The following is a 21,940-nucleotide window of genomic DNA, read 5'->3' on the forward strand; positions in this document are numbered from 1 at the left end:
AATCAGCCCCCTTGCGACCTCAGCCCGTCGGCCCGGTCGTGTCCTGCCCCGGCTGTGCCACGACGTTCTTGACCGAGCGTCCCTTGTACTGCGGGCGCAGGAGGTTGGCCGGGGACAGGATGTCGTCGAGTTCCTCCGCGGACAGCAGGCCCATCTCCAGTACGACCTCGCGCACCCCGCGGCCGGAGCGAGCGCACTCGCGCCCCACGATGTCGCCGTTGTGGTGGCCGATGATGGGGTTGAGGTAGGTGACGATCCCGATCGAGTTCATCACGTTGGCTCGGCAGATCTCGGCGTTGGCGGTGATCCCGCGGACGCACTTCTCGGTGAGCGTCTCCATGGCCTTGGTGAGCAGGGAGATGGACTCGAACATCGCCTGGGCGATCACCGGCTCCATGACGTTGAGCTGGAGCTGCCCGGCCTCGGCTGCCATGGTGACGGTCATGTCGTTGCCGATCACCTTGAAGCACACCTGGTTGACGACCTCGGGGATCACGGGGTTGACCTTGGCTGGCATGATCGACGACCCCGCCTGCAGTTCGGGCAGGTTGATCTCGTTGAGGCCGGCGCGCGGCCCGGAGGACAGCAGCCGCAGGTCGTTGCAGATCTTCGACAGCTTGACCGCGGTCCGCTTGAGGGCGGCGTGGACGTTGACGTAGTCGCCGGTATCGCTCGTCGCCTCGATGAGGTTCATCGCGCCGGTGACCGGGAGGCCGGTGACGGCGCGCAGGTGGTTGATGACCGCGCGGCGGTAGTCGGGCGGGGTGTTGACGCCGGTGCCGATCGCGGTGGCGCCGAGGTTGACGTCGAGCAGCATGCGGGCGGCGGAGCCGAGCACGTGGAGTTCCTCGTCGAGGTTCACGGCGAAGCCGCCGAACTCCTGGCCCAGGGACATGGGCACGGCGTCCTGGAGCTGGGTGCGGCCCATCTTGAGGACCTCGCGGAATTCCTCGGACTTGTCGTAGCAGGCCTCCCGCAGCGCGACGAGCGCCGGTTCGAGCCGCTCGAGCGCGTGCCACAGGGCGATGCGGAACCCGGTGGGATAGGCATCGTTGGTGGACTGGGACCTGTTGACGTCGTCGTTGGGGCTGATGATGTCGTAGGAGCCCTTGGGATGCCCGAGCCGTTCGAGCGCGAGGTTGGCCACCACCTCGTTGGTGTTCATGTTGACCGAGGTGCCGGCGCCGCCCTGGTAGACGCAGGAGGGGAACTGGTCCATGCAGCGTCCGTCCACCAGGATCTCGTCGCACGCCCCGACGATCGCGTCCGCCACCGTCTGGTCAAGGACGCCCATCTCCAGGTTGGCCAGGGCGGCGGCCTTCTTCACCATGACCATGCCACGCACGAAGTCGGGGACGTCGCTGATGGTGGTGGGTGCAATGGGAAAGTTCTCGACAGCCCGGACCGTGTGGATGCCGTAGTACGCGTCCGCCGGGACCTCCTTGGTGCCGAGCAGGTCTTCTTCCACACGGGTTCGGGTCATTCGTCCTCCGCCTCTCGGGTCGACTCCGGCCCACCTTAATCGTGGGGCACCGGGCCTCGTCGCGATCCGCGGGCGGGGACACCGCGGGATTGCCTAGTCTGGGGGGTATGTCGCGCACGACGACCACCCGTGGCGCCCGGGCCCTGTCCTCGGCGCGGGACGTGTTTCGCCGCCTGCATCCGTCGGACGGACTGCTCGGCAGCATCGTCGACCGGCAGGAGGTGCCGCTGCCCCGCGGGACGTGGGCGATCTTCGGGGTGGCGTTCGTGGGGTTCGCGACGCCGGTGATCGGCTTCGTCGAGCTCGCCGAGCGCATCCGCAGCGGTGCCAAGCTGCCCTTCGACCAGCCGGTGATGATGTGGCTGCAGCGCAGGCACTCGCCCCGCAACACGCGGATCGCCCGGGCGGTGACCGAGCTCGGCGGTGTCACGGCGGTGCCGTTGTTCGCATTGGCGACGTCGGCCTACCTGGTGTCGGTGCGGGGCAGCCGCCGCCCGGCCGCGTTGCTCACGGTGTCGCTGGTGGGGTCGACGATCATCAACTCGGTGCTCAAGGCGCTGTACCGCCGCGACCGGCCGACGTTCTTCACGCACATCGTGCAGGAGAAGAGCTTCTCGTTCCCCAGCGGTCACGCCATGGCCAGCGCCGCGCTGGCGGCGTGCACGTGCGTCCTGGCGTGGCCGACGCGGTGGCGGGTCGCGGTGATCGCCGGGTCGGCGGTGTACGTGCCGACCATCGGCGGCACCCGGATGTATCTGGGGGTGCACTTCCCCAGCGACATCCTGGCGGGCTGGTGTGTGAGTCTGGCGTGGGTGGGTGAGGTGGCGACCATCATGTGGCTGATGGACCGCCTCGATCACGCGCCGACGCCGATGATCCGCCGGAGGGAGACGGTATGACGACGACGAGGCGCGCTCGGATAGAGCTGAGCCACGGCGACATCACACGCATGGACGTGGACGCGGTGGTCAACGCGGCCAACAGTTCACTTCTCGGGGGCGGCGGGGTGGACGGGGCCATCCACCGCGCGGGCGGGCCGACCATCCTGGCGGAGTGTCGCGAGCTGAGGTCCGGCCGGTTGCCCGACGGATTGCCGACCGGCCGGGCCGTCGCGACCGGCGCCGGTGATCTGCCCGCGCGCTGGGTGATCCACACGGTCGGCCCGATCCACGGCCGCGATCCGGACGGTGCCCGGCTGCTCGCCGACTGCTACCGGAACTCGCTGGCGGTGGCCGACGAGCTCGGCGCACGAACGGTGGCGTTCCCACTGATCTCCGCGGGGGCCTACGGCTGGCCGCGCGAGGACGCGATCCGCACCGCGCTGGCCACGCTGGCCGCCACCGACACCGGGGTCGGGACCGCGACCCTGGTGCTGTTCGACGCGGCGACCCTGCGCCTGGCCGAGGAATGCCGCGCCGACATCCTCGGCGACTGAACTCTCCCCGCCGCGCCCGCCCGATCCGGCCACCTCCAGCCAGCTCCAGTCACCGCCAGCCGGAATCCGCTACTCTCCCTCCGGGTTCGCTACCCCTGTAGCAGTAGCGGATGCCGAGACGGAGTAGCGGATTCGGGGGGGTGGATGGTGGCTGATGCGGGCGACACGCGGATCGCGGAGGGCGCACCGGATGCGGCGGGGGCGGCGGTGGCTTTCGGTCCGGGCCTGGCCCCGGCAGCTCTGCTGACAGAGGTCTTCGCACCGTGGGTCGTACTCACGATCGGCTCTGTCCACCTGGGCCGGCAGGTGGGGTCGACCCGGTGGGGCGTGGCGGCGGCGGCCGGGTTGGGTGTGGTGCCGCAGGCGGCGATCACGTGGCGGGTCCGGCGCAAGGCGCTGTCGGATCACCACGTCACCCGTCGGGAGGACCGGCCGCTGGTGATCGCCGGGATCGCGGTATCGGTCGCGACCCTGTTGGCGGCCCAGCAGCGCCGCGGAGCGCCGGACGAGCTGCGCCGCATGACGCGGGCCGCGCTCGTGGCGTTGGGCGTCGCCGGGTCCGCGACCCTCAAGGTGAAGGTGTCGTTCCACACGGCGGTGCTGAGCGGGGTGATCGCGGTGCTCGCCCGCGAGCTCTCGCCCCGCTACTGGCGACTGCTGGTGCTGGTGCCGCCGGTGGCGTGGGCGCGCGTGCGGATCAGTCACCACACGCCGATCGAGACGGCCGCGGGCGCGGCGATCGGCCTGGCCTGCGGCCACCTCGCCGGCGGCCGGGCCGGGTCACCCGCGTCCGCCGCGGCCGCGCACCAGCCCTGAGATACGCCGCCGCCCCGCGGTGACCCGGTCGGGGTCCCGCGGGGCGGCGTAGTCGATGGTCGGGACCGGCCCGTCAGATGCGGTCGACCAGCAGCTTGGCGAACGCGGCCGGGTCGGACAGCGTGCCGCCCTCGGCGAGGACGGCGGCACCGGCGATGAGCCGCGCGGTGTCCTTGAGCTCGGGCGCCGAGGGATCCTCGGCGTGCCGGGCGCGCAGGCGCTCGACCAGCGGGTGCGTGGGGTTGAGCTCGAGGATCCGCTTGCTGACGGGCAGTTCCATACCCGAGGCGCGGTACATGGCCTCCAGCTGCGGGGTCATGTCGAACTCGTCACCGACCATGCACGCCGCCGACTCGGTGAGGCGATGCGACAGGCGCACCTGCTTGACCTCGTCGGACAGCTCCTCGCCCAGCCAGGTGAGCAGGTCGGCGTACTCGGCGGCGTCGGGCTCGTCCTTGCCCTGCTCGGCCTCCGCGCCGATGCCGGACAGGTCCACGTCGCCCTTGGCCACAGACCGCAGCCGCTTGCCGTCGACCTCGCCGACCGCGTCCACCCACACCTCGTCCACCGGGTCGGTGAGGATGAGGACCTCGACGCCACGGGCACGGAACGCCTCCAGGTGCGGGGAGTTCTCCACCGCCGCGCGGGACGTGCCGGTGAGGTAGTAGATCTCCTCCTGCCCGTCCGCCATACGGGAGATGTACTCGGCGATGGTGGTGCCAACCTCGTCGTCGTCCCCGGTCTTCTCGCCCTCGCCCTCCGGCGCCTTCTCCGACGCGGTGGCGGGCCGGGTGGACGCGAAGGTGCTCACGGCGAGCAGCTGCTCGCGGGCGTCGACATCGGAGATCAGGCCCTCCTTGAGGACCGCGCCGAAGTTGGCCCAGAAGCTGCGGAACTCCTCCGGCCGGTCGTTGCGGAGCTGCTCGATGGTCTGCAGCACCCGCTTGACCAGACGCTTGCGGATCGCCCGGATCTGACGGTCCTGCTGCAGGATCTCGCGCGAGACGTTGAGCGACAGGTCCTGGGCGTCGACGATGCCCTTGACGAAGCGGAGGAACGGCGGGACCAGCTCCTCGCAGTCGTCCATGATGAAGACCCGGCGGACGTAGAGCTGCACGCCCCGCTTGGTGTCCGGGGAGAACAGGTCGAACGGCACCTGCGTGGGCAGGAACAGCAGCGCCTGGTACTCGAACGTGCCCTCGGCCTTGAGGGTGATGGTCTCCAGCGGCTCGTCCCACGCGTGCGAGATGTGGCGGTAGAACTCGGCGTACTCCTCGTCGGTGACCTCCGACTTCGGCCGGGTCCACAGCGCCTTCTGCGAGTTCAGGGTGACGGTCTCGGTGATCGTGCCGCCGGCCGGGGCGTCGCCGGACTCCCCGTCGGCCGCGCCCTCCTCCGGCTCCGGCGCCGGGCGCTCGACGTCCATCCGGATGGGCCAGGCGATGAAGTCCGAGTAGGTGCGCACCACGCGGCGCAGCGTGTGTTCCTCGGTGTAGTCCGGCAGGGCCGCGTCCCCGCCGGCGGGCTTGAGCTGCAGGATGACCGACGTGCCCTGCGGGGCGTCCGGGGCCTCCTCGATCGTGTAGGTGTCCTCACCGCTCGACGTCCAGCGCGTACCAACGCTCTCCCCGGCCTTACGGGTGATGAGCGTGACCGTGTCGGCCACCATGAACGTGGAGTAGAAGCCGATGCCGAACTGGCCGATGAGGTCCGCGGTGGCCTGCTCCGATACCTCGCCCGACTCCTGCGCGGCGCGGGCGGCGGCGAGCGCCTCCCGCATCTGCCCGGTGCCCGACTTGGCGAGCGTGCCGATCAGGTCCACCACCTCGTCGCGGGACATGCCGATGCCGTTGTCCCGGATGGTCAGCGTGCGGGCCGCCGCGTCCGGGACCAACTCGATGTGCAGGTCCGAGGTGTCGACCCCGAGCGAGGAGTCCTGCAGCGCGGCCAGGCGTAGCTTGTCCAGCGCGTCCGAGGAGTTGGAGATGACCTCGCGAAGGAAGGTGTCCGGATTCGAGTAGATCGAGTGGATCATCAGATCCAGCAGCTGCCGGGTCTCGGCCTGGAACTCCCGGGTCTCGGCGGCACCGGAGGTCTGCGGGCTCATGTCGGGTGTCGGTCCTTTCTCTGTCACGTCGCACGGGGGCGAGAAGCGGGCGCGCTCATCGCAGGCACTCTGTTCTCGCCGTCAGGACCAACCTAGTGTGGAGCTCTGACATTCCCCGAGATGAGGTGCCGCCCGTGACCCCGTCGCCACTGCCCCGCGAGGACCTCGACGTCCTCGACCGGTCGACGAAGGTGTTCGCCCGCGCACTCGCCTCGCCGCTCGACGGCGACTGCGAGTCCTGCCCCGGCTGGTCCCGGCGCGACCTCGCCAACCACGTCCTGGGCGGCGGGCTGCGGTACGCCGCCTACTTCCCGCGGCTACCGGAGTCGGAGATCGGCTGGACCCGGACCGCCGACCACGCCGGCGACAAGCCGGTCCCCGCGCTGTACCGGACCTCGGCCGGCCTGCGTAAGGAACTCGCCCGGTCTCGCGACGCTGACGCCCCCGTCCCGCACCGGTTGGCCGAGATCCCCGTCCGCGATCTCCTCGCGCTTCGCGTGTTCGAACTGCTCGTCCACGCCCACGACCTCGACCCCGCCTCCTGGGGGTCGGAGGACACCGGGGAGCTCGCCGCGTGGACCCTCGCCCACGCACGGGACGTGGTCGAGCTGATGCGGTCCTTCGACGTGCTCGCCGACGCGTTTCCGGTCCCGATCGGGGCCGATGCGCGCACCCGGCTCCTCGCGCTGTCCGGCCGCCGGACCAACGGCGACTCGATTTAACGTGCCGTCGACCACGCCGGAGGTCTAGCGTTATCGCTACCGGGCGGCACCGGCAGGCGGGCGCCCACGACGAGAGACCGCGGTAGATGTCCATGTCCTGCGCCCCGTACATCTCCTTCCCCGGCAACGCCTCCGAGGCGTTCCCGTACTACCACGAGCTCTTCGGCGGGGAGCTCAGCCTGATGACCTACGACCAGTTCCCGTCCACGGACGACTTCCCGTTCGACCCGCCGCACGGCTCGGTCGCCCACGCCACCCTCGAGGCGCCGGGGATCACCCTCACCGGCGGCGACGCCATGGGCGAGTCCCTGCCGCAGCTGAGAAATGACGTCTACTCCTTCCTCCTCGGCTTCGACACCGAGGACGAGGCCCGTGCCTTCCTCGACAAGGTCACCGGCAGCGGGGGTCAGATGGCGATGCCCTTCGAGATCGCGCCGTGGGGTGACCGGTACGGGCAGGTCCACGACCGGTTCGGCATCCGCTGGGACGTCGTGGTCCCCGGCACCGGCGAGTAACCCGGAGGAAGACACCCGTATCCATCGCCCGTGCTTGTTACGGTGCTCGTATGGAGATCTCTGGAGCAAGTGCCATCGTCACGGGCGGTGCGTCGGGAATCGGCGCCGCCGTCGTCCGTCAACTCGCCACCAAGGGCGCCAAGGTGGTCGTCGCCGACCTCAACGCGGAGAAGGGTGAGGCCCTGGCGAACGAGGTCGGCGGCACGTTCGTCGCCGTGGACGTGACCAAGACCGAGGACAACGAGAAGGCCGTCGCCGCCGCGCTCGAGCTGGGCCCGCTGCGCTACCTCGTCAACTCCGCCGGCATCGGGTGGGCACAGCGCACGATCGGTCGCGACGGCGAGTACTCGTCGGCCTTCGATCTCAACGCGTTTCGCAAGGTCATCGACATCAACCTCATCGGCTCGTTCGACATGCTGCGCCTGGCCGCCACCAAGATGAGCACCCAGGAGGCCGACGAGGACGGGCAGCGGGGCGCGATCGTCAACATGGCGTCCGTCGCGGCGTTCGACGGCCAGATAGGCCAGGCCGCGTACTCCGCGTCCAAGGGCGGCATCGTCGGCATGACCCTCCCGGTCGCCCGCGACCTGTCGGCCGCCGGCATCCGCCTCAACACCGTGGCGCCGGGCCTCATCGACACCCCGATCTACGGCGAGGGTCCGGAGTCGGAGGCGTTCAAGGCCAAGCTCGGCGAGAGCGTCCTTCACCCCAAGCGTCTCGGCTCCGGGGACGAGCTGGCGTCCATGGTCATGGAGCTGCTCACCAACCCGTACATGAACGCGGAGACCATCCGCGTCGACGGTGGCATCCGGATGCCACCGAAGTGATCTGACCCGGTCAGCACACGACGAGAGGGGCCCCGCCGGATCGGATCCGGCGGGGCCCCTCTTCGCAGTCCCGGGCCCGTAGGCGGAACGGGAAGTGTCGCGGCGGTCAGGCCCTGGCGCGGCGCTTCTTCATCCGACCCTCGAGGTACACGGCGAGCTTGGTCAGCGAGTAGTTGATGACGATGAACAGGATGCCCGCCACGATGTACGCGGGGACCGTGTTGGCGTACGCCGAGCCGAGCGTCTTGGACCAGTTGAGCAGCTCGAGGTAGGTGATGCCGTAACCCAGCGCGGAGTCCTTGAGGACGACGACGAGTTGGCCGACAAGGGCCGGGAGCATCGCTGTGAGGGCCTGGGGGAGCTGGATCGACCGCAGCACCTGCCCGGAGGTGAGGCCCACCGACAGTCCCGCCTCGGACTGCCCCTTGGGCAGACCGTGGACGCCCGAACGGACGAGCTCGGCGATGACAGCCCCGTTGTAGAGCGTGAGAGCGGTGACGACGGCGGCGAGCGGCGCGTGCTGGTTGGGCACGAGGTCGGACGTGGCGAAGTACCCGAAGTAGGCGAACACCATCATCAGAAGCACCGGCACGGCGCGGAAGAACTCGACGATCACACTGCAGAACCACCGCAGAGGGGCGAACGGCGAGAGTCGGCCCATGCCGAACAGCAGCCCGAACACCACCGCGAGCACGATCGAGATCCCGGCCGCGGTGAACGTGCCCTTGAGCCCGGGGATGAGGTACGACGTCCACACCTCGGGGTCGGTGACGAAGGGCTCCCACATGAAGGCCTTGAGCTGACCGGCCTTCTGGAATTGCAGGAAGACGATGTACGCGATGCCCAGCGCGAGGATCGCGCCCACCACCGTGAGGACACCGTGACGCAGCCTGGCCTTGGGACCGGGCGCGTCGAACAGGACGGCCTGGGTGCTCATCGCTTCACCGCCAGCTTCCGGGAGAGGGAGGTGGTCCACAGCCCGATCGGGAGGGTGAGGATCACGAAGACCATCGCGAAGAAGAAGAACGTCGGCAGGCTCGCGCCCTCGTTCTCCGTGATCACCTGCAGCAGCCCCGCCGAGTCACCGACGCCGATCACGGCCGCGACGGTGGAGTTCTTGATGAGCGCGATGATGACCGAGCCGAGCGGGGCGATCGCGCCGCGGAACGCCTGCGGGAGGATCACCTCGCGCAGGGACTGTCCGAACCCCAGGCCGATCGAGCGGGCCGCCTCCGCCTGCCCCACCGGCACCGTGTTGACGCCCGAGCGCAGGGCCTCACAGATGTAGGCCGCGTGGTAGACGGCCAGCATGATCGCCGCCCACCAGAACGCGTTGCGCGCGAAGTCGTCGGAGACCGACAGTTGCAGGATGAAGGACAGGCCCAGGATGCTGAAGACCATCAGCAGCGTCAGCGGCAGGTTCCGGAACGTGTTGACGTACGAGGTCCCCAGGCCGCGCAGCACCGCCACCGGGGACACGCGCAGGACGGCCACGAGCGTTCCCAGGATCAGGGCGCCGATGCTGCCCAGGATCGAAAGCTGGATGGTCACCCAGACCGCTCCGAGGACGTCATAGTCGGCGAAGATGTCGCCCATGGTCCACCTTCCGTGATGGGGTGCCGGACCTCCGCGCCCCGGTGGGCGGCGGCGCGGAGGTGGCGGGGCCGGCCGGGTCGGGTGTCGACCCGGCCGGCAGGGATCGATTCAGATCAAGCGCAGGCGTCCGGCTCGGGCGGGTTGCCCTCGCCCGGGGTGAAGCCGGCGGCGCCGAGGTTCTCCTCGACCGCGGTGTCCCAGCTACCGTCCGAGATCATCTCGCGGATGGCCTCGTTGATCTGCTCGCACTTCTCCGTGTCGCCCTTGGCGATGCCCACGCCGTAGCGCTCCTCGGTGAACGGCGCGCCGACCACCTTGAGCTGGCCCTGGTACTGGTCCTGGGAAGCGTAGCCCGCGAGGATCGTGTCGTCCGTGGTCAGGGCGTCGACCGCGTTGGACACCAGCGCGGAGACGCACTCGGAGTAGGTGCCGAACTCCTGAAGGTTGACGCCCGGCACTTGCTCCTTGACGGTCTGCGCCGAGGTCGAGCCGGTGACCGAGCACAGGCGCTTGCCGTCGAGGGAGTCCGGCCCGGTGATCGAGTCGTCGTCGGCGCGGACCAGCAGGTCCTGGCCGGCGATGAAGTACGGTCCGGCGAATCCGACCTTCTCCTTGCGGGAGTCGGTGATGGAGTACGTGGCCACGATCATGTCGACCTGGCCGGTCTCCAGCAGCGTCTCGCGCTGGGCGCTCGGCGCCTGGATCCACTCGATGTCGTCCTCGGCGGTGCCGAGCTTCTCGGCGATGTAGCGGGCGACGTCGACGTCGAAGCCGGTGTACTCGTTGCCCTCCTTGAGGCCGAGGCCCGGCTGGTCGAACTTGATGCCGACCTTGAGCTGGTTCCCGCCGTCGCCGCCGTCATCGCTGCCGCACGCGCTCAGCCCGAGCGCCAGGGAGACGGCCGCCGCGGCCGCTCCGATCCGTCGGATGTTCATGAGTACTCCTTGTGGGGTGGGGTGGATGGGTCCTGAACGGGTCCGCGGACGGGCCCTTCTAGTTGGAGAGGATCTTGGACAGGAAGTCCTTGGCCCGGGCGCTCTGCGGATTGGTGAAGAACTCCTCGGGTGTGGCCTGCTCGACCAGCTCGCCGTCCGCCATGAAGATCACGCGGTCGGCGGCCTTGCGCGCGAAGCCCATCTCGTGGGTCACCACGACCATCGTCATGCCGGTCTTGGCTAGGCCGGTCATCACGTCGAGGACCTCGTTGATCATCTCGGGGTCGAGGGCGGAGGTCGGCTCGTCGAAGAGCATGACCTTGGGGTCCATGGCCAGCGACCGGGCGATCGCCACGCGCTGCTGCTGGCCACCCGACAGCTGCGCCGGGTACTTGGCCGCCTGGTGCTCGACCCCGACGCGGGTGAGCAGCTCCATGGCCCGTTTCTCCGCCTCCGCCTTGCTCTGCTTACGGACCTTGATCGGCCCCAGGGTGACGTTCTCCAAGATCGTCTTGTGGGCGAAAAGATTGAAGGACTGGAAGACCATCCCCACGTCGGCGCGCAGCTTGGCGAGCGCCTTACCCTCCTCGGGCAGCGGCTTGCCGTCGATCGTGATGGAGCCGGACTCGAAGGTCTCGAGCCGGTTGATGGTGCGGCACAGCGTCGACTTACCGGAGCCGGACGGCCCGATCACCACGACGACCTCCCCCTGCTCGATGGACAGGTTGATGTCCTTGAGCGCGTGGAAGTCACCGAAGTGCTTATTGACGCCTGAGATCTCGACGAGAGCCATGTGAGGAACTATAGGGCTCCGAAAGGCCTCACCGCCCCAAGACCGCGGACGTGTCCGCTACGCGCACCGCGAACCGGTCGACATGGCGTGCAGCGGTGCGTACCGTCGTTACATGGCGATATCAGCTGTCAGGGAATACGCCCATCTCACCGCCGACGACGTAGAAGCCATCGGCGAGGAACTCGAGGCGATCCGCCAGGACGTCGTGGACTCCCTCGGCGACCGCGACCGCCGATACGTGCAGAACACGATCAGACTGCAGCGCGGCCTCGTGGCCGGCGGCCGAGTCGTCCTGCTCTTCTCCGGGTACCGGCCCGCGTGGGCGCTCGGCACCGGGTTGCTCGCCGCCGGGAAGATCATCGAGAACATGGAGCTCGGGCACAACGTGATGCACGGGCAGTGGGACTGGATGAACGACCCGGTCATCCACTCCAGCTCCTGGGAGTGGGACATCGTCGGCACGTCCGAGCACTGGAAGGCCACGCACAACTACCACCACCACAAGTACACCAACATCGTCGGCATGGACGACGACGTCGGGTACGGCGTGGTGCGGGTGACGCGCGACCAGCCGTGGCACCCGCCCAACTCGCTCAACCTGGTCTGGAACACGATGCTCGCGTTCGCGTTCCAGTGGGGCGTGGGCGTCCAGCACCTCGAGATTGCACCGGGGACCATCAACTCCTCGGGGTGGGACGAGCAGAAGAAGCGGATCGGGCAGTTCCTGCGGAAGGCCCGCCGCCAGGTGGGCAAGGACTACGTGTGGTTCCCGCTGCTGTCGGGCCCCAACTGGAAGACCACCATGACCGCGAACATGACCGCCAACGTCATCCGCAACCTGTGGTCGAACGCCGTGATCTTCTGCGGTCACTTCCCGGACGGGGCCGACAAGTTCACCCTGGAGGACCTGGAGAACGAGACCCAGGCGCAGTGGTACCTGCGCCAGATGCTGGGCTCGGCCAACTTCACCGGCAGCAAGCTCATGCACTTCATGTCCGGCAACCTGTCGTTCCAGATCGAGCACCACCTGTTCCCCACGATCCCGTCCAACCGGTACGCCGAGGTCGCCGAGAAGGTGCAGGACGTCTGCCGCCGCTGGGATCTGCCGTACACCACCGGCCCGCTGTACAAGCAGTACTGGCAGTCGTGGCGCACCATCGCCAAGCTGTCGCTGCCGAACCGGTTCCTCAAGGCCACGGCCGACGACGCGCCGGAGACGCGGTCGGAGAAGATGTTCGCCGGCGAGCCGAGGACGTACGAGACCCGCGACGGTCGGCGTGCGGGCCTGGTCACCGCACTCAAACACCACACGAACCCGCGGCAGCTGCAGCGCATCACCCGGACGGTCTGACGTGGCGGGAGACGACGTGGCATCCGGAGACGACAACCGCACCCCGAGCGTCGACGAGACGCACCGTCGACCCGAGGGCGCGACCGACGCCGAGGTCGAGGCGGCCGGCAGCGTGAGCGAGGCACTGGAGTACATCGAGCGGGCCCGCGGTCGGCTGTACGACCTGCACCAGCTCATCGGGCGAGCGGACATCCTCCTCCAGGAGGCCGCCGACAAGCTCGACGAGATCGGTCGCACGGAACTCGCCGAACGGATCCGATCCGAGGTCGTGGGGGTCAACGTCCTCCACGGCCGGTGGACGTTCCAGATGGTGGAGGAGTTCGACGACGGCTTCTGGTCCACCGCGCGCGAGGTCGACCGCGCGGTGCGCGAGGAGCTCACCGGCGGCCGCCGACACGTCCACGAGGCGGAGATGAAAGAGGCCAACAGGACGAAGGGCCGCCCCGGACACGAGGCGACCCCTGGGGATCCAAATTAGGATCCGCACGATCGCTCGCGCGGATCACGGGGTCAGCCGGTGCGGTGGCGGCCGGCGATCCGATGCCTTTCGGCCTCGGTGAGGCCGCCCCATACGCCGTACAACTCCTTGGTCTCAAGGGCGAACGTCCGGCAGGTGTCGAAGACCGGGCAGGTGGCACACACCGCTTTTGCCTGGTCCTCCTTCTTCCGCCGCGCGCCCTTCGACTCCTCCTCGAGGCTGTAGAACAGGTCCTCGTGGCCGATGCACGCCGCACCGTCGCGCCACGACCAGAAAGCCGCCATGGGTTCGAGGTTCTTGTATCTGGGCATGTGGCCTCCGTTCCCGCCGTTCCGACGTGCCCGTGTCAGGCCCTGAAAGCTCGGTCGGCAGCGCTCTGCACCCATCCTGTCAGTGATCCGCCTCGCCGTGCGCGGAGTGAACTCACATACCGAGAGGTATATGTTCGTGTCAACGGGTTGCGCAGCGCTTTTGCAGCAGAATCCACTACAGGTGAGAAGTTGTCCACGCCTCACATTCCGGCCGTGCGGGCGGCAGCGGTCACCGTCGAGACGCGGTCCTCGTCGTCGTCGACCGGATGACCTCCGCGGCGCGCGACGCCGCGCCGTCCACCCCCCACCACTTCCGGATACCCCCGGCTTCGCCGTCCAGAGCGCGGTCCACCTGCTCGCGCACCGCGTGCGCGACCGCCGTGGGCCCGTCTCCGTACCTCATCACCGACGTGCCGGGGAGCCCGGCCAGCGCCTCGGCGGTGGCGTCGTACTCGCCGTGATCATGCTTTCCCGGGACCACCACGAGCGGGACGTCCGCGCAGGCGGCGTCGGCGACGGACGTCTGGCCCGCCCCGGTGACCACCACATCCGCAGAGCACAGCTCGGACCACGGGTCGTCGTGCCACGCCCCGTCCGGCCCACCCAGCTCCGTCCATTCCGCCACGCCCAGCTCGCCGGCGGTCGTGCGGACCGCGCGCCAGAACCGGTGGTCCCAGACTTCGGTGGATCCGTTGAGGTGGACCACGCGGGGGCGACGGCGCCGATCGCGCGGCTCGGGCTCGCGACGCTCGAAGCGGGAGATCCCGCCGATCTCGTACACCGCACGTCCCGCCTGCGCGACGGCCTCGCGGTGCGCGCCGGGTGGCCACGCCGCGATGAGTTTCTCGGCGGCACGGCAGCGGAGCCGGTGCGGTTCGTCGTCCCGCAGTCCGGGCGGCAGGGTGCTCACCATCGGGACGCCGGCCATCCGCGCGGCCAGCGACATCCCCGGTGACGAGTCGACCCAGAACGCCCGCGGCCGGGCGCGGTCGATCCACGCCACCGCGCTCCGGCGAGCGGCGACCGCGAGACCCTGGGCCGCGACCCCGTCGACGGGCAGGTGCACCACCTCGACCCCGGGCGGGCGGAGGGCGTGGTCGAACGGCCCGGTCACGAGCAGCGTGACCTCCTCGCCCCGCTCCCTCAGAGCCGCGACGACCGGCAGCACCCGGTGCAGATGCCCGCGCCCACGGTTGTGGACGTAGACGCCGATCATCGTCGAAACGTCCTCAGGCGTCTCCGCGAAGTGCCTCGAGGAGCGCGTCGCAGAAGGCGGGCAGGTCGTCGGGCCGGCGGCTGGTCGTGATCCCGCCGTCACTGACGAGTTCCGCGTCGACCCACTCCGCGCCCGCGTTGACCAGATCCGTCCGCAGGCTCGGGTAGGACGTGATCCGGCGGCCGCGGACCACGTCGGCCTCGACGAGCATCCAGGGGGCGTGGCAGATGGCGAACACGGGCTTACCCGCGTCGACCATCTCGCGCACCAGGTTGACGGCGTGGGAGTCCTGCCGCAGCGCGTCCGGGTTGGCGACGCCGCCGGGTAGGACGAGCACGTCGATGTCGGCGGCCGAGGTGTCGGCGCTGATCCGGTCGACGGCGTGCGCGCCGGCCGGGTCGAGGTGGTCGACCAGCCCGACCTCGCCGCTGTCCGTGCTGACGAGGATCGGCGTGTGACCCGCCCCGGAGACGGCGCCCCACGGCTCGGTGAGTTCGACGCGCTCGATGCCCTCGGAGGCCACGAGGAAAGCGACGGTTCGGGTGTCGGTTCGTGCATCCTGTGTCTCGGTCATGCCCCCGATCGTGAGGGCGGACACCTACCCTCGCAACCGGTCCCCGAGACGGTGGACCCCGTAGCGCGGGTCCGGCACCATACCCCCATGGGACGACGAGATCGGATGGCCGCCAACGGACGTCGCGGCGGCGGGCGACGCGGACGCGGGTGCGGGTGCTCGCTGCTCGTACTGCTCCTGCTTCTGGTGGGGCTGGTGGTGGCCGCGGAGTTCGGGGCCCGCTGGTATCTGTCCGACCGGGCCGAGAGCGAGGCGTCCGCCCGGCTCGATGCGCCGGTGTCGGTGGGGTTCGGCAGCACTCCCGTGTTGTGGGATCTGGCCACGACCCAGGCCGTGGGGACGGTCCGGCTGACTTCTCCGGGCAACGCGACCGTCCCGCGCATCGACGTGACCGGCCACTCCGTCCGGCTGGTCGACGGCGGGATCCGCGCCGACACCGCCGACGGCATCGCGGTGCTCAGCGGCGAGCAGCTCGCGGCCGCCGCCTCGCAGGGCAACCCGGCGGAGGGCTCACCCGTGGCGGGTCTGACCGAGGTCCGCTCGGTGCGGCCCGACCCCGCCGCCGGGCTGCTGCGCGCGGACATCGGCGGGATCGCGGAGGTCGGCGTCGTCCCCGGCGTGACCGACGGTCAGCTGACCCTCACGCCACAGCAGACCTCGCTCCTCGGGTTCGACCTGCCGAACGGCCTGTTCTCGGGCATCACGGGCACCGTCGACTCGACCGTCGCCTCGCTGCCCGACGGCGTGGTGATCGAGGGCGCCCGCGTGGTGCCGGAGGGCCTCGAGGTCGCGCTCGGCGGGCAGGATGTCGTCCTGCAGTAGCAGCGGGAGTCCGTCTTAGCGGGAGTCCGCGCCGTCCGCGCCGTCCGCGGTGTCAGCCGCCTCCGGCGTGTCCGCCGCGTCGGCCGGCGCGCACAGCCGGGTCGGTTCGTCCCGCCCCCGCACGACCTGCGAGCCCACCTCGTCCCAGCGGCCACGCTCGACCTCCGCGGCGGCGTCGGTCGCCGCGCCCGAGGCCAGGACGAGCCCGGGCCGGTCCTTGGCCAGCTCGCACAGGCGCGCGGCCTCGTTGACCGCGTCGCCGATCACCGTGTACTCGAAGCGGTCGTCCGAGCCGACGTACCCGGCCACCACGTCGCCGAACGACGCCCCGATGCCGGCGCGGCAGTCGGGCACCCGCTCCTGCAGCCGCCGCCCGAGGACGCGCGCACACGCCAGGGTCGCGGTGGCCGGGTCCGCCATCGACCGCGGCGCCCCGAACACCACGAGCGCGGCGTCGCCCAGGAAGCTGTCCACGATGCCGTCGTACTCCTCCACGGTCTCCACCACCACGGAGAAGAACTGGTTGAGCACGTCCACCACCTCGGAGGCCTCGGACCGCACCGCCATCTCGGTGGAGCCGATGAGGTCCACGAACACGACGCCGACGCGCGAGTCCCGCCCGCCCAGTTCGGGCTCGTGGAGTTCGGCGGCCTCGGCCACGTCGCGGCCCACGTGCCGCCCGAACAGGTCCCGCAGCCGCTCGCGCTCCTGGAGCCCGGAGGCCATCTGGTTGAAGCCGCGTTGCAGCTCGCCGAGCTCGGTGCCGTCGTAGACCACCACCCGCCGGGACAGGGTGCCGGCCGTGATGTCCTCCATCGCCCACCGCACGCTGCGCAGCGGGCCGATCATCGAGGCCGTCGCCAGCGAGATGAGGAGGAACCCGGCCAGCAGTGAGGTGGCACCGAGGACGATGACGACGACGGCGAGGCGTTCCAGTGACAGGGCGCGGCCCGCGAGGGTGTAGATCGCCACGATGATCAGGCCTGTCACGGGGACCCCGCTGCCCAGGGCCCATGCCACCCGGAGCCGCGTCATGGCGCCGAGGAACCGGGCCCGCGGCGCCCTGCCGGTGGACAGCGCGACCGCCGCGACGGGACGCAGTCCGAAGTCGGCCAGCAGGAACGCGACACCGCACACGACCAGGCCGGCGAACACGATCGTGAATCCCACGACCGGGATCGACGACGGGTCCACCACGCCGTACGCGGGGGTCACCACGGCCGCGCCGAGCAGCCACAGGAACGCCTGGATGAGGGTGATGCGCCCCGGCAGCCGAAGGGTACGGATGCGCTGCCGATCAGTGGGTTCGTGTCCCTCCAGGAACCAGCGGACCCGGCGGTAGACGGCGCGGGTCACCCACACCGTGCCCGTGATGACCGCCAACGACACGTAGACGGGCACGACGATCACGGTGGGGACAAGGAACTCCCGCGAGAGCAGCGCCGGGCCGGGCAGCACGAAGAAGATCAACGTCACGGCGACGGCGACGCCCACGAGGTTGGAGCCCAGTAGCGACAGGATCAACAGGATCCGAACGCGCCAGGCGCGGATCCGGGCGGATTCCTTCTCCCGTCCGAGCAGCACCGACCCGAGCTCCGGGCGGCGCAGTAGGGACAGGTCGAGTCGCACGATCTGTATGGTGCCACCCCGCACCGACACTCGTGATGTCCTCGTCACACCTGTCTCGGCGAATGGGGTGCGCGGTCCGTCGGCGAGTAGGATGGTCCGAGGACGGCCCGCACCACTCTTGCCTCGGGCCGCGGCCTGTCGACCATCCCGTGGTCGCGCACCGGACGTACCGCCTGAGGGGCGATGCGATTATCCGTGAGCGCGCCGGGCAAGACGCCATCCTCTATGTTCGGAGCACTTCCTCTTGTCACGTTCTTTCGCCGATCTCGGCGTTCCTTCCCCCCTGCTCGACGTCCTGAACGGCGCGGGCATCACCACGCCGACGCCCATCCAGTCGGCGACGCTGCCCGACGCCCTGTCCGGTCGTGACGTGCTCGGCCGCGGCCGCACCGGCTCGGGCAAGACGTACGCGTTCTGCCTCCCGCTCGTCGCGCGTCTGGCCGCCTCCGGCGGTCGCCGCACCCGCAACGCGCCGCGCGGCCTCATCCTCGCCCCGACCCGCGAGCTCGCCCGCCAGATCGACGAGACCCTCGCGCCGCTCGCCAACGCCCTCGGTATGAAGACCACCGTGATCTTCGGCGGAGTGTCCCAGGGCCGCCAGGTGGACGCGCTGAACCGCGGCGTCGACATCGTCGTGGCCTGCCCCGGTCGCCTCGAGGACCTCATGGGTCAGAAGCACTGCCGCCTGGACGCCGTCGAGATCAGCGTCCTCGACGAGGCCGATCACATGGCCGACCTGGGCTTCCTGCCCGGCGTCACCCGCATCCTGTCGGCGACCCCGGCGGACGCGCAGCGCCTGCTGTTCTCGGCGACCCTCGACTCGGGCGTGCAGAAGCTGGTGACCAGGTTCCTCACCGACCCGGTGGACCACTCGGTGGACGACGGCTCGGCCACGCCCGGTCCGACCGCGCACCACGTGTTCCACGTCGACGCCGACGACCGCGTCCGCGCGCTCGCCGACCTCGCTGGCGCGACCTCGCGGACCGTCATGTTCACCCGCACCAAGCACGGCGCCAAGCGCCTGGCCAAGCAGCTCACCGGCCGTGGCGTGGCGAGCGTGGACCTGCACGGCAACCTGTCGCAGAACGCACGCGTGCGTAACCTCGACGCGTTCTCCTCCGGCGAGGCGACCGTCCTCGTCGCGACCGACATCGCCGCCCGCGGCATCCACGTCGACGACGTCGGGCTCGTCGTCCACGCCGATCCGCCGGCCGAGCACAAGGCCTACGTCCACCGGTCGGGCCGCACCGCCCGCGCCGGCGCCATCGGCACTGTCGTCACCGTGGCCACCGCGGATCAGGTCCGAGAAGTCCGCTCGCTGCTGCGCGCGGCCGGGGTGACCGCCGGCGAGATCGAGCTGCCCGTGGGCGCCGACGCGGCCGCCGCGCTGGCCGACGCCCCCGAGCCGCCGGCCCACGTGCCGTCCGACGACGGCGCGGAGGGCCAGTCGGTCCGCGGTCAGTCACGTCGCGGTCGTGGGCGGGATCGCCAGAGCCAGAACCGCCAGCGCGCGGGCCAGCAGGCTGACGGCCAGGGCCAGCAGGGTCGGGGCCGCCAGGCTGAGGGCGAGCACGGCCGGGGTCGCGGCGGGCAGTCCCGCGGCGACGGCCGGCGCAGCGCCGACCAGGACCGCCAGGTCCGGGCGGGTCGGGATCGCGACGGCTCGGAGTGCGGTGCCCGCGACCAGCAGGGCTCCGGCGGTGGCGGCGCTCGTCGTCGTCGCCCCGAGAGCGGCGGCGCCCCGTCGGCCGCGCCCCAGGGCTCCGCTCGTCAGGGCTCTGCGCGACAGGGTTCGGGCGCTCAGCGTTCCGGCGGCCATGGCTCCGGCGCGCAGCGGTCAGGTGCGCAGGGCTCCGGCGCGCGCAGCACGGGTGCCCGCCAGTCGATCGGGCAGGCCGCCGGCAGCCCGCGTGGCGACCAGCGGCGACGGGCCACCCGCTCCGCCGGCTGAGCAGCTGAAGCGCCGGGATGGCCGGCTGAGCGGCTGAGTCTGCCCGGCCGGTCGGGCGGCGGCTCAGCGGCCGCTCACCGGCGGTCCGGCTGAGTCTGCCCGGCCGGGCGTACGCGCCGCCTATCCGAATGCGCGCCGCCTACGGGATCCGCTAGGTGGCGCGCATTCGATTAGGTGGCGTTTAGGTGGCGTTGCCGTGTGAGGCTCATGCGCTGCGCCGACTCGTGTTTTCGCGCCGGGCAGACGGCTCAGCCGAAGATGGTGATCGTCTGGCGGCTGATCGCGAGCAGCTCGCCGTCGGGCCGCCACACCATCGCGTGAGTGTGCGCGTAGCCGTCCCGGGCGGCATCGGTCGTCGCGGCATACGCCAGGTTCGCATCGGCCGGGACGACGTCCGGGCCCACCTCGGCGACGAGCTCGATGGTCCACGTGAGGCTGCTGCCTGGCGCGAACCCGTCGAGCATCTGGAGCGGCGCCGGCGGCCATGCGTCCGTCAGCAGCACCAGGTGCTCCTCCTCGAGCCGCTCCGGCGCCTCACGCAGTGAGGTCCACCCGGACAGGTCCGCCGACTCGGCGCCGCTGAACGGCATCTGCCCGCCCACCTGCCGCAGCTCGACGAACCGGTAGAACTCCGGCGTGAGATCCTTCATGTAGGGGAACGGCTCGATCGCCGACGGGTCGCCCAGCTCGGGCATCGGGTGCGCGGGCGGCACGGAGATCGACGACTCCCGATGCCTGCCGAACGCTGCCAGCGCCGTCGCGACGATCGCGTCGGACTGCCGGACCGTCGCCTGGCACTGGGTGACGTTGGAACCGACACGCAGGATCTCGGCCTCGACCTCGACGGGGCCGGTGGCCGCGGGGCCGACGAACGACACGGTGAGCGACCGCAACGGCGGGACCCCCACCGGGCTACCGGTGCTGCCCGCGAGATCGCGGAGCTTCCCCTTCATGGCGGCCAGCAGCAGGGCCCCGGTGAGCCCACCATAGATGGCCCTTCCCTGCGTCCAGCCCTCTTCGACCTCGACAGTCCCACCGTGCGCGGCGGACTCCAACATGCTCGTCAGCGACATGCGGCATAGTCTGCCACCGCCGCTCAGCGGGCCTTCGGGGAGTGCTCCCCCCGGCTGCGGCGAGCCCGGCCCCGGGCCTTCCGGACCCCGGCCAGCGCGGTGGCCAGCCCGGACATACGCGGGCCGTGGCCGAACATCTTCTCGCTGCGGGTCTCGGGGGCGTCGTCGGCGGTGCGGCGCAGGTAGCGGTCCGGCAGCGACAGCCGCGCGATGGTCCGCCACGACTGGAGGTACTGCTTCCACAGCGGCCCGGAGACGTACGGCAGGTCGTAGCGGGCGCACAGATCGCGGACCTCGAGTGAGATCTCCGAGTACCGGTTGGACGGCAGGTCGGGGAACATGTGGTGCTCGATCTGGAACGACAGGTTGCCCGACATCAGGTTCATGGCCGGTCCGCCGTCGAGGTTGGCACTGCCGAGCATCTGCCGCAGGTACCACTCCGCCTGCGATTCGGTCTCAACATCCGTCATGGTGAACTTCTCCGCGCCGTCCGGGAAGTGGCCGCAGAAGATCACGGCGTTGGTCCACACATTGCGGATGATGTTGGCCGTGACGGTGGCGGTGAGCGCCTGGGGTCCGCTCGGCCCGGCGAGCACGGGGAACAGGACGTAGTCCTTGAGGATCTGCTGGCCGGCCTTGCGCAGGAACGCGCGCGCCTTACGGCGGTCCTCGGGGGCGGCGTCCCGGTCGAACGCGTCGCTGAGGGTGACGGCCTGCAAGCCGATCCCCCACTCGAAGCCCGCCATCAGGGCGGCGTTGACCGCCATGTTGGCGAGGAACCTCGGCTCCCACGGCACGTCGCGGGTCACGCGCAAGACGCCGAACCCCACGTCGTCGTCCATCCCGACGATGTTGGTGAACTTGTGGTGCAGGTGGTTGTGGGTGTGCTTCCAGTCGGCGGAGCTGCCGACGAGGTCCCATTCCCAGTTGGTCGAGTGGATCTCCGGATCGTTCATCCAGTCCCACTGGCCGTGCATGACGTTGTGGCCGATCTCCATGTTCTCGAGGATCTTGGCCACCGCCAGTGTGCCGGTCCCGAGCACCCACACGGTGCGGTTGCGCGCACCGAAGTACAACAGGGCGCGTGCACCCAATTCCAGTCCACGCTGCAACTTTATGACGGAGTGTATGTACCGGTAATCACGCTCCCCGCGCGACTGGATGACCCGGGCGCGGATGGCGTCGAGTTCCCGCCCGAGCTCCTCGATCTGGTCAGGGCTCAGGTGGGCGTATTCGCCGACGTCGGAGATCGCCATGTGCCCACAGTAGGCGCGCCACGGCGCCCGCGGCTACGGCTCGGAGCCGG

General features: G+C 70.3%; 22 protein-coding genes. 10 read left to right on the top strand and 12 right to left on the bottom strand.

Features of this window, described 5'->3' with window-relative positions; genetic code table 11:
* Positions 1-19: 19 nt before the first annotated feature.
* Positions 20-1,483: an aspartate ammonia-lyase gene (gene aspA / locus C3V38_RS04840; RefSeq protein WP_061229270.1), complete on the bottom strand. Its 1,464-nt coding sequence runs from the start codon at positions 1,481-1,483 to the stop codon at positions 20-22.
* Between the two features lie 107 nt (positions 1,484-1,590).
* On the opposite strand from aspA, the gene C3V38_RS04845 reads away from it, so the two are divergent.
* The 3 genes from C3V38_RS04845 (at position 1,591) to C3V38_RS04855 (ending at position 3,734) form a co-directional block, all read left to right on the top strand.
* On the top strand, positions 1,591-2,382 hold the full coding sequence (locus tag C3V38_RS04845; protein ID WP_061229271.1) for a phosphatase PAP2 family protein: 792 nt from the start codon (positions 1,591-1,593) through the stop codon (positions 2,380-2,382).
* Positions 2,379-2,918, top strand: a complete 540-nt coding sequence (locus C3V38_RS04850; RefSeq protein WP_061229272.1) for an O-acetyl-ADP-ribose deacetylase — start codon at positions 2,379-2,381, stop codon at positions 2,916-2,918. The genes C3V38_RS04845 and C3V38_RS04850 overlap by 4 nt, the downstream gene beginning before the upstream one ends.
* A 144-nt stretch (positions 2,919-3,062) precedes the next feature.
* A complete protein-coding gene (locus C3V38_RS04855; protein ID WP_061229273.1) occupies positions 3,063-3,734 on the top strand; it encodes a hypothetical protein in 672 nt (223 codons plus the stop codon).
* Between the two features lie 73 nt (positions 3,735-3,807).
* Here C3V38_RS04855 and htpG read toward each other — a convergent pair whose 3' ends face one another.
* A complete protein-coding gene (gene htpG, locus C3V38_RS04860; protein ID WP_061229274.1) occupies positions 3,808-5,841 on the bottom strand; it encodes a molecular chaperone HtpG in 2,034 nt (677 codons plus the stop codon).
* A gap of 134 nt (positions 5,842-5,975) precedes the next feature.
* On the opposite strand from htpG, the gene C3V38_RS04865 reads away from it, so the two are divergent.
* From C3V38_RS04865 to C3V38_RS04875, 3 genes are all read left to right on the top strand, one after another.
* Positions 5,976-6,563: a maleylpyruvate isomerase N-terminal domain-containing protein gene (locus C3V38_RS04865; protein WP_061229275.1), complete on the top strand. Its 588-nt coding sequence runs from the start codon at positions 5,976-5,978 to the stop codon at positions 6,561-6,563.
* 86 nt (positions 6,564-6,649) lie between these two features.
* Positions 6,650-7,078, top strand: a complete 429-nt coding sequence (locus C3V38_RS04870) for a VOC family protein (RefSeq protein WP_061229276.1) — start codon at positions 6,650-6,652, stop codon at positions 7,076-7,078.
* 50 nt (positions 7,079-7,128) lie between these two features.
* Entirely contained in the window at positions 7,129-7,905 is a 777-nt protein-coding gene (locus tag C3V38_RS04875) for an SDR family NAD(P)-dependent oxidoreductase (protein WP_007631533.1), read from the top strand.
* Positions 7,906-8,011: 106 nt separating this feature from the next.
* Here the strand turns inward: C3V38_RS04875 and C3V38_RS04880 are convergent, their stop codons facing one another.
* The 4 genes from C3V38_RS04880 to C3V38_RS04895 form a co-directional block, all read right to left on the bottom strand.
* Entirely contained in the window at positions 8,012-8,842 is an 831-nt protein-coding gene (locus C3V38_RS04880) for an amino acid ABC transporter permease (protein ID WP_061229277.1), read from the bottom strand.
* Positions 8,839-9,501, bottom strand: coding sequence for an amino acid ABC transporter permease (locus C3V38_RS04885; RefSeq protein ID WP_007631535.1), 663 nt, complete (start codon positions 9,499-9,501; stop codon positions 8,839-8,841). The genes C3V38_RS04880 and C3V38_RS04885 overlap by 4 nt, the downstream gene beginning before the upstream one ends.
* 113 nt (positions 9,502-9,614) lie before the next feature.
* Entirely contained in the window at positions 9,615-10,436 is an 822-nt protein-coding gene (locus C3V38_RS04890; protein ID WP_061229278.1) for a glutamate ABC transporter substrate-binding protein, read from the bottom strand.
* 58 nt (positions 10,437-10,494) lie between these two features.
* Positions 10,495-11,229, bottom strand: coding sequence for an amino acid ABC transporter ATP-binding protein (locus C3V38_RS04895; RefSeq protein WP_061229279.1), 735 nt, complete (start codon positions 11,227-11,229; stop codon positions 10,495-10,497).
* A gap of 112 nt (positions 11,230-11,341) precedes the next feature.
* Between C3V38_RS04895 and C3V38_RS04900 the strand changes: the two genes are divergently transcribed.
* Both C3V38_RS04900 and C3V38_RS04905 read left to right on the top strand, forming a co-directional pair.
* A complete protein-coding gene (locus C3V38_RS04900) occupies positions 11,342-12,580 on the top strand; it encodes a fatty acid desaturase (RefSeq protein ID WP_061229280.1) in 1,239 nt (412 codons plus the stop codon).
* A gap of 16 nt (positions 12,581-12,596) precedes the next feature.
* Positions 12,597-13,058 carry a hypothetical protein gene (locus tag C3V38_RS04905; protein WP_061229285.1) on the top strand — a complete coding sequence of 154 codons (462 nt, stop codon included), beginning with the start codon at positions 12,597-12,599 and terminating at the stop codon, positions 13,056-13,058.
* A 32-nt stretch (positions 13,059-13,090) separates the two neighbouring features.
* On the opposite strand, the gene C3V38_RS04910 is transcribed toward C3V38_RS04905, so the two are convergent.
* The 3 genes from C3V38_RS04910 to C3V38_RS04920 all read right to left on the bottom strand — a co-directional run bounded on the left by C3V38_RS04910 (position 13,091) and on the right by C3V38_RS04920 (position 15,159).
* On the bottom strand, positions 13,091-13,369 hold the full coding sequence (locus C3V38_RS04910) for a WhiB family transcriptional regulator (protein ID WP_061229281.1): 279 nt from the start codon (positions 13,367-13,369) through the stop codon (positions 13,091-13,093).
* 229 nt (positions 13,370-13,598) lie between these two features.
* The gene (locus C3V38_RS04915; RefSeq protein WP_061229282.1) at positions 13,599-14,585 is read right to left on the bottom strand and encodes a glycosyltransferase; all 987 of its coding nucleotides are present in this window, start codon (positions 14,583-14,585) and stop codon (positions 13,599-13,601) included.
* 13 nt (positions 14,586-14,598) lie between these two features.
* A complete protein-coding gene (locus C3V38_RS04920) occupies positions 14,599-15,159 on the bottom strand; it encodes a type 1 glutamine amidotransferase domain-containing protein (protein ID WP_061229286.1) in 561 nt (186 codons plus the stop codon).
* A gap of 87 nt (positions 15,160-15,246) precedes the next feature.
* On the opposite strand from C3V38_RS04920, the gene C3V38_RS04925 reads away from it, so the two are divergent.
* Positions 15,247-15,981 carry an LmeA family phospholipid-binding protein gene (locus C3V38_RS04925; protein WP_223210220.1) on the top strand — a complete coding sequence of 245 codons (735 nt, stop codon included), beginning with the start codon at positions 15,247-15,249 and terminating at the stop codon, positions 15,979-15,981.
* A gap of 15 nt (positions 15,982-15,996) precedes the next feature.
* Here C3V38_RS04925 and C3V38_RS04930 read toward each other — a convergent pair whose 3' ends face one another.
* On the bottom strand, positions 15,997-17,610 hold the full coding sequence (locus C3V38_RS04930) for an adenylate/guanylate cyclase domain-containing protein (protein ID WP_165001067.1): 1,614 nt from the start codon (positions 17,608-17,610) through the stop codon (positions 15,997-15,999).
* A 244-nt stretch (positions 17,611-17,854) separates the two neighbouring features.
* On the opposite strand from C3V38_RS04930, the gene C3V38_RS04935 reads away from it, so the two are divergent.
* Positions 17,855-19,561 carry a DEAD/DEAH box helicase gene (locus C3V38_RS04935; RefSeq protein WP_106385183.1) on the top strand — a complete coding sequence of 569 codons (1,707 nt, stop codon included), beginning with the start codon at positions 17,855-17,857 and terminating at the stop codon, positions 19,559-19,561.
* A 248-nt stretch (positions 19,562-19,809) separates the two neighbouring features.
* Here C3V38_RS04935 and C3V38_RS04940 read toward each other — a convergent pair whose 3' ends face one another.
* Both C3V38_RS04940 and C3V38_RS04945 read right to left on the bottom strand, forming a co-directional pair.
* A complete protein-coding gene (locus C3V38_RS04940; RefSeq protein ID WP_070720264.1) occupies positions 19,810-20,634 on the bottom strand; it encodes a thioesterase family protein in 825 nt (274 codons plus the stop codon).
* Positions 20,635-20,657: 23 nt separating this feature from the next.
* Positions 20,658-21,890 (bottom strand): acyl-CoA desaturase, encoded by a 1,233-nt coding sequence (locus C3V38_RS04945; RefSeq protein WP_070720267.1) that lies wholly within the window; start codon positions 21,888-21,890, stop codon positions 20,658-20,660.
* Between the last annotated feature and the right edge of the window lie 50 nt (positions 21,891-21,940).

Source organism: Dietzia sp. oral taxon 368 (assembly GCF_002999155.1).
In the GTDB taxonomy this organism is placed as follows: Bacteria; Actinomycetota; Actinomycetes; order Mycobacteriales; family Mycobacteriaceae; genus Dietzia; species Dietzia cinnamea.